The sequence below is a fragment of the Streptomyces sp. CRN 30 genome (assembly GCF_034105845.1).
Genome location: NZ_JAVRHI010000065.1, coordinates 1 through 11,512, shown reverse-complemented (window position 1 = coordinate 11,512; position 11,512 = coordinate 1). Strand labels below are relative to the sequence as shown.

Here is an 11,512-nt window from a genome sequence, read left to right as displayed (position 1 = left end):
CCCCCCCCCCCCCCCCCCCCCCCCCACGGCCGGTTCAGCGGTCGGCGTCGAGCCGCTCCAGGTCCTCGTCCTCTTCGTCCCCTTCGCCCTCGTCGTCCTCGTCGTCCACCCGGTCCACCTCGTCCAGGTCCGCGTCGAGGTCCGAGTCGAGGTCGTCGTCCAGGTCGTCGTCGGCCTCGTCGTCGAAGACGGAGCTGACGTCGAAGCGGCACACCACCCGCTGGGGGTCGACCTGTTCGAAGGGTGCCTCCAGCCATTCGCCGGCCTCGGCCGGTTCGTCGGCGGCCGTCACCCAGAGCGTGGAGTCGCCCTCCTCCAGGCCGAACTCCTTGTGCCGGGAGGCGACCTCGTCCGGTTCGAACTCGCCGAACAGCAGGCCCAGCGCGCCGTGCACCGTGCCGGAGGCACCCGTGCCCGCGGCGCGCTCGTCGTCCGCGGCCTCGACCCGGCGGGCCTGTGCCAGCAGCCGCTGCGGCTCCACCACGGCGTAGTCACGGCGGATCAGCACGCTGAGCGCGTTGGGTTCCTCGGGGCCCGTGTACGGCGGCAGGGCGTCCTCCGCCGCGGGGATCTCGAAGGGGGTGACCTCGTCGTAGCGGTCGTAGAGCAGCTCGTCGTACGCCTCGGCGGCCGCCGCCACCTGGTTGAACGCCTCGTAGACGGCCGGGTCGTCGTCTCCGGTCCGTCGTTCGACCGCGGCCAGGTGACGATCGAGCGCGGTCTTGACCGCCTCGGCGGCGGCGCGTACCTCGGCAGCGGTGGGCTGCACAGCATCAGACATACAGCAGACGCTATCCGTACCGGGCCCCAGCCCGCACAATAGATGCGATGCCGGAATACGAATTTGTCGACGTGTACGTCCCGCGCGGGGTCTCCCGCAAGGAGACGACGCGTCTGCTGACGGACCACGCCGAGTACGGACACTGGGAGTTGTACCGCCTGAGCCTGCTGCGCGACGGCAGCCGCAGGGTGCGGCTGCGGCGGCGGATCATCCGACAGGTGCGCGCCACCTGGTGAGCCGGATCGGGCCGGTTGTCGCGGAGACGGAGCGGGCCCCGCCGGTGCGGGGCCCGCTCCGTTCACGCCAGAGGCGCGCGGTACGCGAGATACGCCGGTTACGCGCGGGGCGCGTCACATCGAGGCGCGCGCCCTGCGGTACAGCACCGCGCCCGCGAGCAGCGCGCCCGCGCCGGCCGGCAGGGCGAAGCCGAGCGGCAGGCCGCTGCCGGTCTCGGCGAGCTGGGCGTCGCCCACGGGGCCGGTGACGGACACGCCGCCGTCCTGGTCACCGGGGCCGCCGGGAGTCTCGCCGCCGCCGGTGGGCGGAGTGCTCGGCTCACCAGGAACGCCGGGTTCACCGGGGTTGCCGGGCTCCTCGGGGTTTCCGGGCTCCTCAGGGTTGCCGGGCTCCTCGGGGGTGCCGGGGTCACCAGGATCGCCCGGGTCACCAGGCTCACCGGGGTCGCCCGGGTCACCGGGCTCACCGGGGTCACCGGGCTCACCGGGGTCACCCGGATCCCCGGGGTCACCCGGATCACCAGGATCGCCCGGGTCACCAGGATCCCCGGGGTCCCCCGGGTGCCCCGGCTCTCCCGGTCCCCCCGGCGGGTCCGTCGGGTCCGTCGGGTGGCCGCCCCCCTCCTGGCCGCAGTCGTTGCCGAAGGCGGGGTTGCCGACGCCGACGACGTTCACGGAGTTGCCGCAGACGTTCACCGGGACGTGGACGGGCGCCTGGACGTGGTTGCCGGAGCCGACGCCGGGCGAGTCGGTGGCGTGGCCGTCGGCGTGCGCGCCGCCGCCGGAGTGCCCGTGGCCGCCGCCCCCCTGGTTGGCGCAGGCGTTGCCCACGGACGGGTTGAGGCCGCCGATGACGGTGACCGTGTTGCCGCAGATGTTCACGGGCGCGTGCACCGGCGCCTGCACCGAGTTGCCGGAGAGCACGCCGGGCGACCCCGTGGCGGAGCCCTGGGCGCCGGCGCCCGTCGCGTGGGCGGTGCCGCTCGCGGCGGCGATCACACCGGTGGCCGCCGCCATCGTCATCAGGCCCTTGCGGGTGACCTGTCGCATGTGCTGATTTCCCTGCCTTCGACCTTGTGCCGACGTATGCGAAGTGTGCGGAGCGTTCGTTCCGTAAGGCCGGTCGGCCCCGGAGCGCACGGCGTGCGCTCCGGGGCCGACGGGCTCAGGCCCTGCGGACTCAGCCCTCCGGAAGAGGGCTCAGCCCTTCAGCGGGCGAGGCACAACGTCACTTGTTGATGCAGGTGTTGCCGAAGGCGGGGTTCAGCAGACCGATCACGTTGACCGTGTTGCCGCACACGTTCACCGGGACGTGGACCGGCACCTGGACGACGTTGCCGGAAACGACACCCGGGGAGTGCACGGCCGCACCCTGGGCACCGGAGTCGGCGACGGCCAGGCCCGCACCCGCGAGAACCAGACCACCGGTGGCAGCGGCGGCGGCGACGACCTTCTTGAGCATTATTCCTCCTAGTTGGCAAGCGCGATCCAAAATGCGGATCACATGACCAGTAACGAGGAGGGAGTAATCAGGCTACGAGCGTATGGTCGCATTCACCCTTCCCGGTTGAGCCCCGTACGCCCGGCCGATTAACGGAGTGTCGTTTCAGCTGCCCGAACCGGGACATCACGCCGCGCCATGACACGTCAGGACGCGTCGATGAAGCGGTCCAGGACGCGGACGCCGAACCGCAGGCCGTCCACCGGCACGCGCTCGTCCACGCCGTGGAACATGCCGGCGAAGTCCAGCTCCGGCGGCAGCTTCAGCGGGGCGAAGCCGAAGCCCCGGATGCCCAGGTCGTCGAAGGACTTGGCGTCCGTACCGCCGGAGAGCATGTACGGGATCGCCTTGGCCGCCGGGTCCTCCGCGACCAGCGCGGACTGCATGGCGGCGACGAGCGGACCGTCGAAGGTGGTCTCGACGGCCTTGTCCGAGTGGACGTCCTCGCGGCGGACGTTCGGGCCGAGGATGCGGTCGAGGTCGGCGAGGAACTCCTCCTCGTGGCCGGGCAGGAACCGCCCGTCGACGTGCGCGGTGGCCTCGCCGGGGATGACGTTGACCTTGTAACCGGCGCCCAGCTGGGTGGGGTTGGCGGTGTTGCGCAGGGTGGCGCCGATCAGCTTGGCGATGCCGCCGAGCCTGGCCAGCGTGGACTCCATGTCGTCGGCGTCCAGCTCGATGCCCATCGCGTCGCCGAGCTCGTCGAGGAAGGCCCGGGTGGTCTTGGTGACCCGGATCGGGAACTCGTGTCGTCCGAGGCGCGCGACGGCCTCGGACAGCTCGGTGATGGCGTTGTCGCGGTGGATCATCGAGCCGTGCCCGGCGGTGCCGGCCACGGTCAGCTTCATCCAGTGCATGCCCTTCTCGGCCGTCTGGACGAGGTAGAGCCGGCGCTGCTCGCTCACGGTGAAGGAGAAGCCGCCGACCTCGCTGATCGCCTCCGTGACGCCCTCGAAGAGGTCGCGGTGGTGGTCGACGAGGTACCGGGCGCCGTAGGTGCCGCCGGCCTCCTCGTCGGCGAGGAAGGCCAGGACGATGTCGCGCGGGGGCTTGCGTCCGCTGCGCAGCCGGTCGCGGACGACCGCCAGGGTCATCGCGTCCATGTCCTTCATGTCGACGGCGCCGCGGCCCCACACGCACCCGTCGGCGACCTCGCCGGAGAACGGGTGGTGGGTCCAGTCGTCGGCGTTGGCCGGGACGACGTCGGTGTGGCCGTGGATGAGCAGCGCGGGCCGGGACGGGTCCTCGCCCTCGATCCGGGCGACCGTGGAGGCGCGTCCGGGGTGGGACTCGAAGATCTTCGGTTCGAGTCCGACCTCGGCGAGCTTCTCCGCGACGTACTCGGCGGCCTTGCGCTCACCCGGTCCGGAGTGGTCGCCGTAGTTGCTGGTGTCGATCCGGATGAGGTCACGGCAGAGGTCGACGACCTCGTCCTCGCCGGCGACGTTTCCGGTCGTGCCCGAGTCGCTCACGTGCTTCCTCCCGCTGTCACTGCTGGTGGGTCCCCCTCATACTCCTCCCCCGCGCGGGGGAGGCCCAAGACCGGTCCCGGCCCGTCACACGCCGTTCACGCGGGGCGCGGGGGTGAACAGGGGGTGATCGGGCACCCCCGGAAGCCTGGTAATGTTTACGACGTCGCCGCGGGCAGAGCCCGCACGACAGACACCTTGTCCGGGTGGCGGAATGGCAGACGCGCTAGCTTGAGGTGCTAGTGCCCTTTATCGGGCGTGGGGGTTCAAGTCCCCCCTCGGACACACAGGACGTGAGGGCCGTGACCGTGAGGTCACGGCCCTCACGCGTTGCCGCACAATGGTGGCCATGACCACGCGTTCCTGCCCGTGCGGGCTGTCCGGGCCGTACGAGACGTGCTGCGGCCGCTTCCACTCCGATGCCGCCGCCGCGCCGACCGCCGAGGCGCTGATGCGGTCCCGCTACAGCGCCTTCACCCGGCTGGACGCGGGGTATCTGCTGCGCACCTGGCATCCGCGCACCCGGCCCGCCCGGCTCGACCTCGACCCGGGGACGCGGTGGACCGGTCTGGAGATCCTGGACCGCACGGACGGCTCCGCCTTCCACTCCACCGGCACGGTGACCTTCCGGGCGTCCTACCGGGGCGGGTCGCTGCACGAGCACAGCCGCTTCCAGCGGATCGACGGGGCGTGGGTGTACGTGGACGGGACCTTCCCCGAGGCGTAGCGGCGCCGCTACGGCGCCAGGATGTCCAGTTCCTGGAGGGCGCCGGCGGTGATCTCGCGGGTGAGCGACTCCGCGCGGGCGGCGTCGCGCTCGCGCACGGCCTCGGCAAGGCGGACGTGCAGGGTGACGGCGGCCGGGTCGGGGTCCTCGAACATCACGTCGTGCTGGGTGCGGCCGGTGAGGACCTCCGCGACGACGTCGCCGAGGCGGGCGAACATCTCGTTGCCCGAGGCGTTGAGGACGACGCGGTGGAAGGCCACGTCGTGGAAGAGGTACTGCTCCAGCCGGTGACCGCTGGAGTTGGCGACCATGCCGAGGGCGCACTCGGTCAGTTCGGCGCACTGCGCGGCGGTGGCGTTGCGGGCGGCGAGGCCCGCGGCCACGGGTTCCACGGCCGAGCGCAGCACGGTGAGCGAGCGCAGCTGGCGCGGCCGGTCGGTGCCGGCCAGCCGCCAGCGGATGACCTGGGGGTCGTAGACGTTCCACTCGCGTTCGGGCTGGACGGTGACTCCGACGCGGCGGCGGGACTCGACCAGGTGCATGGACTCCAGGACCCGGACGGCCTCGCGCATCACGGAGCGGGACACATCGAAGCGCTGCGCCAGTTCGTCGGTGCGCAGGACGCTGCCCGCGGGGTAGTCGCCTGCTGTGATGGCGGGGCCGAGGGTGTCCAGTACGTGGCCGTGCAGACCCCGGCCGGTTGCGCTCATGCACTCAGCGTACGTGCCGGGTCACGGGAAGAAAAAGTCAGACTTATATGTCACACCCTCTTGAATTAGTAGGACGTAATAGGTTTCAGTTGCGTCGACATCACGTGTCGACGAAGACAGCAGACAGCGAGAGCACGATGCAGCAACCGCAGACTCCCCATGTCGTCGTGGTCATGGGCGTGGCGGGCACCGGGAAGACCACCATCGGTCCCCTGCTCGCCGCCCGCCTCGGCGTTCCCTACGCCGAGGGCGACGACTTCCACCCGCCGGCCAACATCGCCAAGATGTCGGCCGGTACCCCGCTCGACGACGACGACCGGTGGCCCTGGCTGGACGCCATCGGCGAGTGGGCGCACGGCCGGGCCGGACTCGGCGGGGTGGTCAGCTGCTCGGCGCTGAAGCGGTCGTACCGCGACCGGCTGCGGGCCGCCGCTCCCGGTGTCGTCTTCGTGCACCTGACGGGCAGCCGCGAGCTGATCGCGGACCGGATGTCGCACCGCGCGGGTCACTTCATGCCGACCGCTCTGCTCGACTCGCAGTTCGCCACGCTCCAGCCGCTCCAGGCGGACGAGGCCGGGGTCGCCGTGGACGTCGCCGGCGGTCCCGAGGAGATCGCCTCACGGGCGGCGGACTCGCTGCGGGCGCTCCCCGAGCCCGCGTAACCACCCTCACTTCCCCACCATTCGCAAGGAATCACCGTGACCAGACTCAGCGTCGAGATGCTGGCAGCGGACACCGTCGAGCCGATCACCTCGGCCGGCCACGCCCAGCTGGGCATCGCCGTGCTGCTGGGCATCGCCGTCATCGTCCTGCTCATCACCAAGTTCAAGCTGCACGCCTTCCTGGCGTTGACCATCGGCTCGCTCGCGCTCGGCGCGTTCGCCGGGGCGCCGCTGGACAAGGTCATCACCAGTTTCACCGCCGGGCTCGGCTCGACCGTCGCCGGCGTGGGCGTCCTGATCGCGCTCGGCGCGATCCTCGGCAAGATGCTCGCCGACTCCGGCGGCGCGGACCAGATCGTGGACACGATCCTCGGCAGGGCGAGCAAGCGCTCGATGCCGTGGACGATGGTGCTGATCGCCTCGGTCGTCGGGCTGCCGCTCTTCTTCGAGGTCGGCATCGTCCTGCTGATCCCGGTCGTCCTGATGGTCGCCAAGCGCGGCAACTTCTCGCTGATGCGGATCGGCATCCCGGCGCTGGCCGGTCTGTCCGTGATGCACGGCCTGGTGCCGCCGCACCCCGGTCCGCTGGTCGCGATCGACGCGGTCGGCGCCAACCTCGGCGTGACCCTGGCGCTGGGTGTCCTGATCGCCGTTCCGACGGTGATCATCGCGGGTCCGGTCTTCTCGAAGTTCGCCGCCCGCTGGGTGGACGTCCCGGCGCCGGAGCGGATGATCCCGCAGCGCGCCTCGGAGGACCTCCAGAAGCGTCCCAGCTTCGTTGCCACCCTGGTGACGATCCTGCTGCCGGTCGTGCTGATGCTGGCCAAGGCGCTGGTCGACATCATCGTCGACGACGCCGACCACCTGGTGCAGCGGGTCTTCGACGTCATCGGCTCCCCGATGATCGCCCTGCTCGTCGCCGTGCTCGTGGGCATCTTCACGCTGCTGCGGCCCGCCGGGTTCGGCAAGGAGCGCGTCTCCGGGCTGATCGAGAAGGGCCTGGCGCCGATCGCGGGCATCCTGCTGATCGTCGGCGCGGGCGGTGGCTTCAAGCAGACCCTCATCGACTCCGGTGTGGGCCAGATGGTCCTGGACATCTCCGAGGACTGGTCGATCCCGGCGCTGCTGCTCGGCTGGCTGATCGCGGTGGTGATCCGCCTCGCGACCGGTTCGGCGACCGTGGCGACCGTCTCGGCGGCCGGTCTGGTCGCGCCGCTGGCGGCCGACATGTCGACGACGCACGCGGCTCTGCTGGTGCTGGCCATCGGCGCCGGTTCGGTCTTCTTCAGCCACGTCAACGACGCCGGCTTCTGGCTGGTGAAGGAGTACTTCGGGCTGAACGTCGGCCAGACGCTGAAGACCTGGTCGGTGATGGAGACGATCATCTCGGTGGTCGCCGGAGCGCTGGTCCTGCTGGTCTCACTGGTCCTGTAGGTCCGCGCCCGCGTCACCCCGTGTACGGCCCGAGGCCCCGGTTCCCGCCGGGGCCTCGGGCCGTACGTCCGTGTCCGGCCGTACGTCCGTGTCGGGCCGTACGTGCGTGTCCGGCCGTACGTCCTTGTCGGGCCGCCAGAGCGGGTGGCGGGCCTCGGCCCACCAGCGGGCCACCTCGCCGGTCCGCATGCCCCGGCGGGCCTCGGGGTCGCCGAGCGCCATGCCGATGTGCCCGGCGAGGACGATGCCGAGGGTGAGGGCCAGCCAGTCGTGGACGAAGGTCGCGCCGGTCCGCCAGCGCAGCGGCGCGAGGTGCGTGAACCACATCAGCAGGCCGGTGCCGAGCATCACGAGGGTCGCGCCGGCGGCCCAGGACGCGTACAGCTTCTGCCCGGCGTTGAACTTGGCGGCGGGGCGAGCGCCCGGCCGCCGGTCGCGGCGGAGCGCGGCACGCAGCCAGCGGCGGTCGTGGGGGCCGAAGCGGTTGAGGCGGCCGAGGTCGGCGCGGAGGGCGCGGGAGGCGAGTCCGGCCAGGACGGGGACGGGCAGGAGGAGACCGGTCCAGCGGTGCAGGGTGACCACGAGGGCGCGGCGGCCGACGAGTTCGGCGAGCTGGGGGACGTAGAGGCAGGCGGCGGTGAGGACGCAGACGCCCATCAGGGCGGCGGTCGTGCGGTGCGTCCAGCGCTCGGCGGGGGTGAACCGGCGGACGGTGGCCGTGGGGTCAGGCGGTGGGGTCATCGTCCCGTCCGTTCGAGCGGCCGACCCAGGCGTCGATGTCGTAGCCGCGTTCCTCCCAGTAGCCCGGCCGGACGTCCTCGGTGACGGTGATGCCGGAGAGCCACTTGGCGGATTTGTAGAAGTACATGGGGGCGACATAGAGGCGGACCGGGCCGCCGTGGGCGTGGCCGAGGTCCTCGTCGTCCATCCGCAGGGTGACCAGGACGTCGTCGCGGCGGGCCTGGTCGAGGGTGAGGCTCTCGCTGTAGGTGCCGTCGAAGCAGGTGAACCGTACGGCGCGGGCCTTCGGGCGGATTCCGGCGGCGGCCAGGACGCGGGAGAGACGTACGCCCTCGAAGGCGGTGTCCGGCACCCGCCAGCCGGTGACGCACTGGACGTCGCGGACGAGCCGGGTCTGCGGCAGTGCCCGCAGGTCGGCGAGGGTGTAGGAGGCGGGCCTGTCGACGAGGCCGTCGACAGTGAGGCGGTAGGAGCGGTCGTCCTTGTGCGGTACGGAGGAGGCGACGGAGTAGTAGCGGAAGCCGCCGCCGTTGGGGAGCAGGCCGGTCAGGCCGGTGGGGTCCTTGTCGGCCGCGCCGCCGAGGAAGGATTCGAGGCCGCGTTGCAGGGCCGGGGCGGCGACGACGCCGAGGGCGCCCAGCCCGAGGGTGCCGAGGACGACGCGGCGGCCGACGGGCGCGCCCCGTTCCTCGGAGGGTCCGGAGTTCACCGTCCCATTCGAGCACCCGGGGTGCCGTCGGGGCCAGGGGTGGCGGCGCTCAGTTCCATGGGCCGAGGGCGGCGGCGCGTGCGGCGGCGAAGGCGGTACGGGGGTCATGGCCGGAGTAGGACCACGGTTGGGGCGTGACGTGGTCGCCGATGCGCCGGAAGAGGGCGGCGGCCTCGGCGCCGTGGCCCGCGCGGGAGGCGGCGTGGGCGAGGAAGTTGAGGTCGATCGGGCCGCGGGGGTGGCCGTCCTGTTCCCACTCCAGCCACCAGTCGAAGGCGGCCCGCAGCACCAGGGCGGCGCGCTGGCCGCTCCAGTGGCCACGGGCGGCCGGGTCGGCGGACCCGTGTCCGGCGGCGGCCAGCACGCGGTGGCGCTCGGTGTGCGCGACGACGGGCAGGACGGCCAGCGGCGAGTCGGCGGGGGCCGTCGCGGCGGCCCGGTCGGCGAACTCGTACACCTCGTGCAGCGGGTCGGGTCCCGCGTCGGCGCGGCGCTCGGCGAGGCGGGCGACGATCAGGTGGTGGGCGTGGTGGTGGTCGGCGTACCGGCCGCGGACCTCCTCGAAGGCGTAGACGGCCTCCTTGTCGGTGCCGGACACCCGCTCCAGCATGAGGGTGCCGAGCCAGGGGGTGGGGTCGGCCGGGGCCTGTTCGGCGGCCGTGCGGCAGGCGTCCCGGGCCGTCTCCGGGTCCGCGCCGCCGCGCAGGGCGGCGCGGACGAGGGCCAGCGCGAGCAGGACGTGGGCGTCGGCGGAGCCGGGTTCGGTGAGGAGCCAGTCGCGGGCCAGCGCGGCGGCGCACGGCTCGCGGGCGAGGACGGTCACGCGGTGGCCGCGGCGGTCCCAGTCGTCGCCGGTGTGGGCGAGCAGGGACCGGGCGGTCTGCCAGCGGCCCCCGGCCAGGGCGGCGCGGGCGCAGACGAGTTCGGCGTCGTCGAGTGCCTCGTCGAAGGTCCCGGCCGCGTCCGCGGGGCCGGAGGGGGGTGGGGATGGTGGCACCGCGGGGACTTCCTCGTGCGACGCGGCGGGTGTCGATGGCCGTGATGCCATGACCGGATCAAGCCCAGCAAAGCGGGCGCACAGGTGTGCCGTCAAGCGGGTTCGTGGCGTTACACGCGTCAACTTGCCTTGTTTTCAGGGTAGTTGTGCGGAGCGCGCGGTGGGGGGAGCGGCGGGCGCGTGCCGCTCTCCGCGCTCTTTGCTTGGATGGGCGCATGAGCGCTGCGGACGAGATCCTCGACGTCGTCGACGAGCAGGACCGGGTGGTCGGCCGGGCACCGCGCGGGCGGGTGTACGCCGAGGGGCTGCGGCACCGCTGTGTGTTCGTGCGGGCCCGGGACGCGGAGGGGCGCGTCTTCGTGCACCGCCGCACGGCGGAGAAGCTGGTCTTCCCCTCCCTGTACGACATGTTCGTCGGCGGGGTGGTCGGCGCGGGCGAGTCCTACGACGACGCGGCCCTGCGGGAGGCCGAGGAGGAACTGGGGGTGAGCGGGCTGCCGCGCCCGCGGCACCTGTTCACGTTCCTGTACGACGGCGGTGGCGGGCGTACGTGGTGGTCGGCGGTGTACGAGGTGCGGTGCGAGCTGCCGGTGCGGCCACAGGTGGAGGAGGTGGCCTGGCACGCGTTCCTGACCGAGGAGGAGCTGGAGCGGCGGCTGGGCGAGTGGGAGTGGGTGCCGGACGGGCTGGCGGCGTACGAGCGGCTCGTGGCGCGGGAGGCGTGAGCGGGCTCGCTCCGCGTTCCGGGGCCGGCGGATAGTGTCGGCCGGGTGATCGACTTTGCACGGAACGTACGGCTGTGGTTCGCGCCCGACGCGGTGCGGCGGGAGGGCGGGACGCCCGACTACCGGTTCTCGCTGGCGAACGAACGGACCTTTCTGGCCTGGCTGCGCACCGCCCTCGCCCTGATCGGCGGCGGGTTCGCCGTCGATCAGTTCCTGCCCGGCCTGCGGTGGGGGTGGCGGGTCGGGCTCGCCCTGGCGCTGCTGGTGTCGGGTGTGCTGTGCGCCCTGCGGGCCGTCAACCACTGGGTGCGGTGCGAGCGGGCGATGCGGCGCGGGGAGGATCTGCCGGTCTCGCGCTTCCCCGCCCTGCTCGGTGTCGTGGTCGCCGTCGTGGCCGTCGCGATGGTTCTGGTGGTGCTGGTGGGGTGGGAAGGGTGAGTGCCGCCCCGGGCTCCCCCGTCACCGGCCGCGATCCGGGGTTGCAGCCCGAGCGGACGAGGCTGGCCTGGCGGCGCACCACCCTGTCCGGCGCCGTCGCCGCGGTACTCGCCGCGCGGACCGCGCTGCACAGCGGCGCCTCGGCCGTCTCCGTCGTCGCGGGCGCGCTCTGCTGCGGCCTGTGGCTGGTCACCCTGACACTCGCCCACCGCCGCATCCGCGTCCTCTCGGCCACGAACCGGCCCCCGGCCCTGCCACCCCGGTACGCGGCGGCCGCAGCCCTGTGCACGGTCGCGGTCGCGGCGTGCGGGGCGGTACTGCTGGCGAGCTGAGCGGCACGGCGCGTGGTCGCGGGGGCGGGCTTCCGGGGGGGGCGGGCTGC

At 72.7% G+C, this 11,512-nt stretch carries 15 protein-coding genes and 1 tRNA gene; 8 read left to right on the top strand and 8 right to left on the bottom strand.

Features of this window, described 5'->3' with window-relative positions; translation table 11 throughout:
* Positions 1 to 34: 34 nt before the first annotated feature.
* Positions 35 to 781 carry a hypothetical protein gene (locus UW392_RS06550; protein ID WP_320773920.1) on the bottom strand — a complete coding sequence of 249 codons (747 nt, stop codon included), beginning with the start codon at positions 779 to 781 and terminating at the stop codon, positions 35 to 37.
* A 47-nt stretch (positions 782 to 828) separates the two neighbouring features.
* On the opposite strand from UW392_RS06550, the gene UW392_RS06545 reads away from it, so the two are divergent.
* Entirely contained in the window at positions 829 to 1,017 is a 189-nt protein-coding gene (locus UW392_RS06545; protein ID WP_027758838.1) for a DUF5703 family protein, read from the top strand.
* 114 nt (positions 1,018 to 1,131) lie between these two features.
* On the opposite strand, the gene UW392_RS06540 is transcribed toward UW392_RS06545, so the two are convergent.
* From UW392_RS06540 to UW392_RS06530, 3 genes are all read right to left on the bottom strand, one after another.
* The gene (locus UW392_RS06540) at positions 1,132 to 2,067 is read right to left on the bottom strand and encodes a chaplin (protein ID WP_320773919.1); all 936 of its coding nucleotides are present in this window, start codon (positions 2,065 to 2,067) and stop codon (positions 1,132 to 1,134) included.
* A 178-nt stretch (positions 2,068 to 2,245) separates the two neighbouring features.
* Positions 2,246 to 2,479 (bottom strand): chaplin ChpH, encoded by a 234-nt coding sequence (chpH, locus tag UW392_RS06535; RefSeq protein ID WP_320773918.1) that lies wholly within the window; start codon positions 2,477 to 2,479, stop codon positions 2,246 to 2,248.
* Positions 2,480 to 2,664: 185 nt separating this feature from the next.
* Entirely contained in the window at positions 2,665 to 3,990 is a 1,326-nt protein-coding gene (locus tag UW392_RS06530; protein WP_320773917.1) for a M20/M25/M40 family metallo-hydrolase, read from the bottom strand.
* Between the two features lie 197 nt (positions 3,991 to 4,187).
* Here UW392_RS06530 and UW392_RS06525 point away from each other — a divergent pair.
* Positions 4,188 to 4,272 (top strand) — tRNA-Leu (locus tag UW392_RS06525).
* Positions 4,273 to 4,327: 55 nt separating this feature from the next.
* Positions 4,328 to 4,714, top strand: coding sequence for a YchJ family protein (locus UW392_RS06520; protein WP_320773916.1), 387 nt, complete (start codon positions 4,328 to 4,330; stop codon positions 4,712 to 4,714).
* Between the two features lie 8 nt (positions 4,715 to 4,722).
* On the opposite strand, the gene UW392_RS06515 is transcribed toward UW392_RS06520, so the two are convergent.
* A complete protein-coding gene (locus UW392_RS06515) occupies positions 4,723 to 5,424 on the bottom strand; it encodes a FadR/GntR family transcriptional regulator (protein ID WP_320773915.1) in 702 nt (233 codons plus the stop codon).
* Between the two features lie 137 nt (positions 5,425 to 5,561).
* Between UW392_RS06515 and UW392_RS06510 the strand changes: the two genes are divergently transcribed.
* A complete protein-coding gene (locus tag UW392_RS06510) occupies positions 5,562 to 6,086 on the top strand; it encodes a gluconokinase (protein ID WP_320773914.1) in 525 nt (174 codons plus the stop codon).
* Between the two features lie 36 nt (positions 6,087 to 6,122).
* A complete protein-coding gene (locus tag UW392_RS06505) occupies positions 6,123 to 7,520 on the top strand; it encodes a gluconate:H+ symporter (RefSeq protein ID WP_320773913.1) in 1,398 nt (465 codons plus the stop codon).
* On the opposite strand, the gene UW392_RS06500 is transcribed toward UW392_RS06505, so the two are convergent.
* The 3 genes from UW392_RS06500 to UW392_RS06490 are packed head-to-tail and all read right to left on the bottom strand — an operon-like array spanning position 7,506 to position 9,967.
* Positions 7,506 to 8,261, bottom strand: coding sequence for a cytochrome b/b6 domain-containing protein (locus UW392_RS06500; RefSeq protein ID WP_414495680.1), 756 nt, complete (start codon positions 8,259 to 8,261; stop codon positions 7,506 to 7,508). The two genes, UW392_RS06505 and UW392_RS06500, sit on opposite strands and share 15 nt — an antisense overlap.
* Entirely contained in the window at positions 8,245 to 8,970 is a 726-nt protein-coding gene (locus UW392_RS06495; protein WP_320773912.1) for a molybdopterin-dependent oxidoreductase, read from the bottom strand. The genes UW392_RS06500 and UW392_RS06495 overlap by 17 nt, the downstream gene beginning before the upstream one ends.
* Positions 8,971 to 9,019: 49 nt before the next feature.
* On the bottom strand, positions 9,020 to 9,967 hold the full coding sequence (locus UW392_RS06490) for a hypothetical protein (protein WP_320773911.1): 948 nt from the start codon (positions 9,965 to 9,967) through the stop codon (positions 9,020 to 9,022).
* Between the two features lie 215 nt (positions 9,968 to 10,182).
* Here UW392_RS06490 and UW392_RS06485 point away from each other — a divergent pair, with 215 nt between their 5' ends.
* From UW392_RS06485 to UW392_RS06475, 3 genes are read left to right on the top strand one after another with little or no spacing between them, the layout of a single operon-like run.
* Complete coding sequence (locus tag UW392_RS06485) at positions 10,183 to 10,692, top strand: NUDIX hydrolase (protein ID WP_320773910.1); 510 nt, start codon at positions 10,183 to 10,185, stop codon at positions 10,690 to 10,692.
* 45 nt (positions 10,693 to 10,737) lie between these two features.
* On the top strand, positions 10,738 to 11,130 hold the full coding sequence (locus UW392_RS06480; RefSeq protein ID WP_320773909.1) for a YidH family protein: 393 nt from the start codon (positions 10,738 to 10,740) through the stop codon (positions 11,128 to 11,130).
* On the top strand, positions 11,118 to 11,462 hold the full coding sequence (locus UW392_RS06475) for a DUF202 domain-containing protein (RefSeq protein ID WP_414495677.1): 345 nt from the start codon (positions 11,118 to 11,120) through the stop codon (positions 11,460 to 11,462). Before UW392_RS06480 ends, UW392_RS06475 begins: the two co-directional genes overlap by 13 nt.
* The last annotated feature ends 50 nt before the right edge of the window (positions 11,463 to 11,512 follow it).

What these genes read in the sequence shown, in the direction of transcription:
- UW392_RS06550 (WP_320773920.1), bottom strand. Translation starts at nt 781, where the DNA reads ATGTCTGATGCTGTGCAGCCCACCGCTGCCGAGGTACGCGCCGCCGCC.
- UW392_RS06545 (WP_027758838.1), top strand. Translation starts at nt 829, where the DNA reads ATGCCGGAATACGAATTTGTCGACGTGTACGTCCCGCGCGGGGTCTCC.
- UW392_RS06540 (WP_320773919.1), bottom strand. Translation starts at nt 2,067, where the DNA reads ATGCGACAGGTCACCCGCAAGGGCCTGATGACGATGGCGGCGGCCACC.
- chpH (WP_320773918.1), bottom strand. Translation starts at nt 2,479, where the DNA reads ATGCTCAAGAAGGTCGTCGCCGCCGCCGCTGCCACCGGTGGTCTGGTT.
- UW392_RS06520 (WP_320773916.1), top strand. Translation starts at nt 4,328, where the DNA reads ATGGTGGCCATGACCACGCGTTCCTGCCCGTGCGGGCTGTCCGGGCCG.
- UW392_RS06515 (WP_320773915.1), bottom strand. Translation starts at nt 5,424, where the DNA reads ATGAGCGCAACCGGCCGGGGTCTGCACGGCCACGTACTGGACACCCTC.
- UW392_RS06510 (WP_320773914.1), top strand. Translation starts at nt 5,562, where the DNA reads ATGCAGCAACCGCAGACTCCCCATGTCGTCGTGGTCATGGGCGTGGCG.
- UW392_RS06500 (WP_414495680.1), bottom strand. Translation starts at nt 8,261, where the DNA reads ATGACCCCACCGCCTGACCCCACGGCCACCGTCCGCCGGTTCACCCCC.
- UW392_RS06485 (WP_320773910.1), top strand. Translation starts at nt 10,183, where the DNA reads ATGAGCGCTGCGGACGAGATCCTCGACGTCGTCGACGAGCAGGACCGG.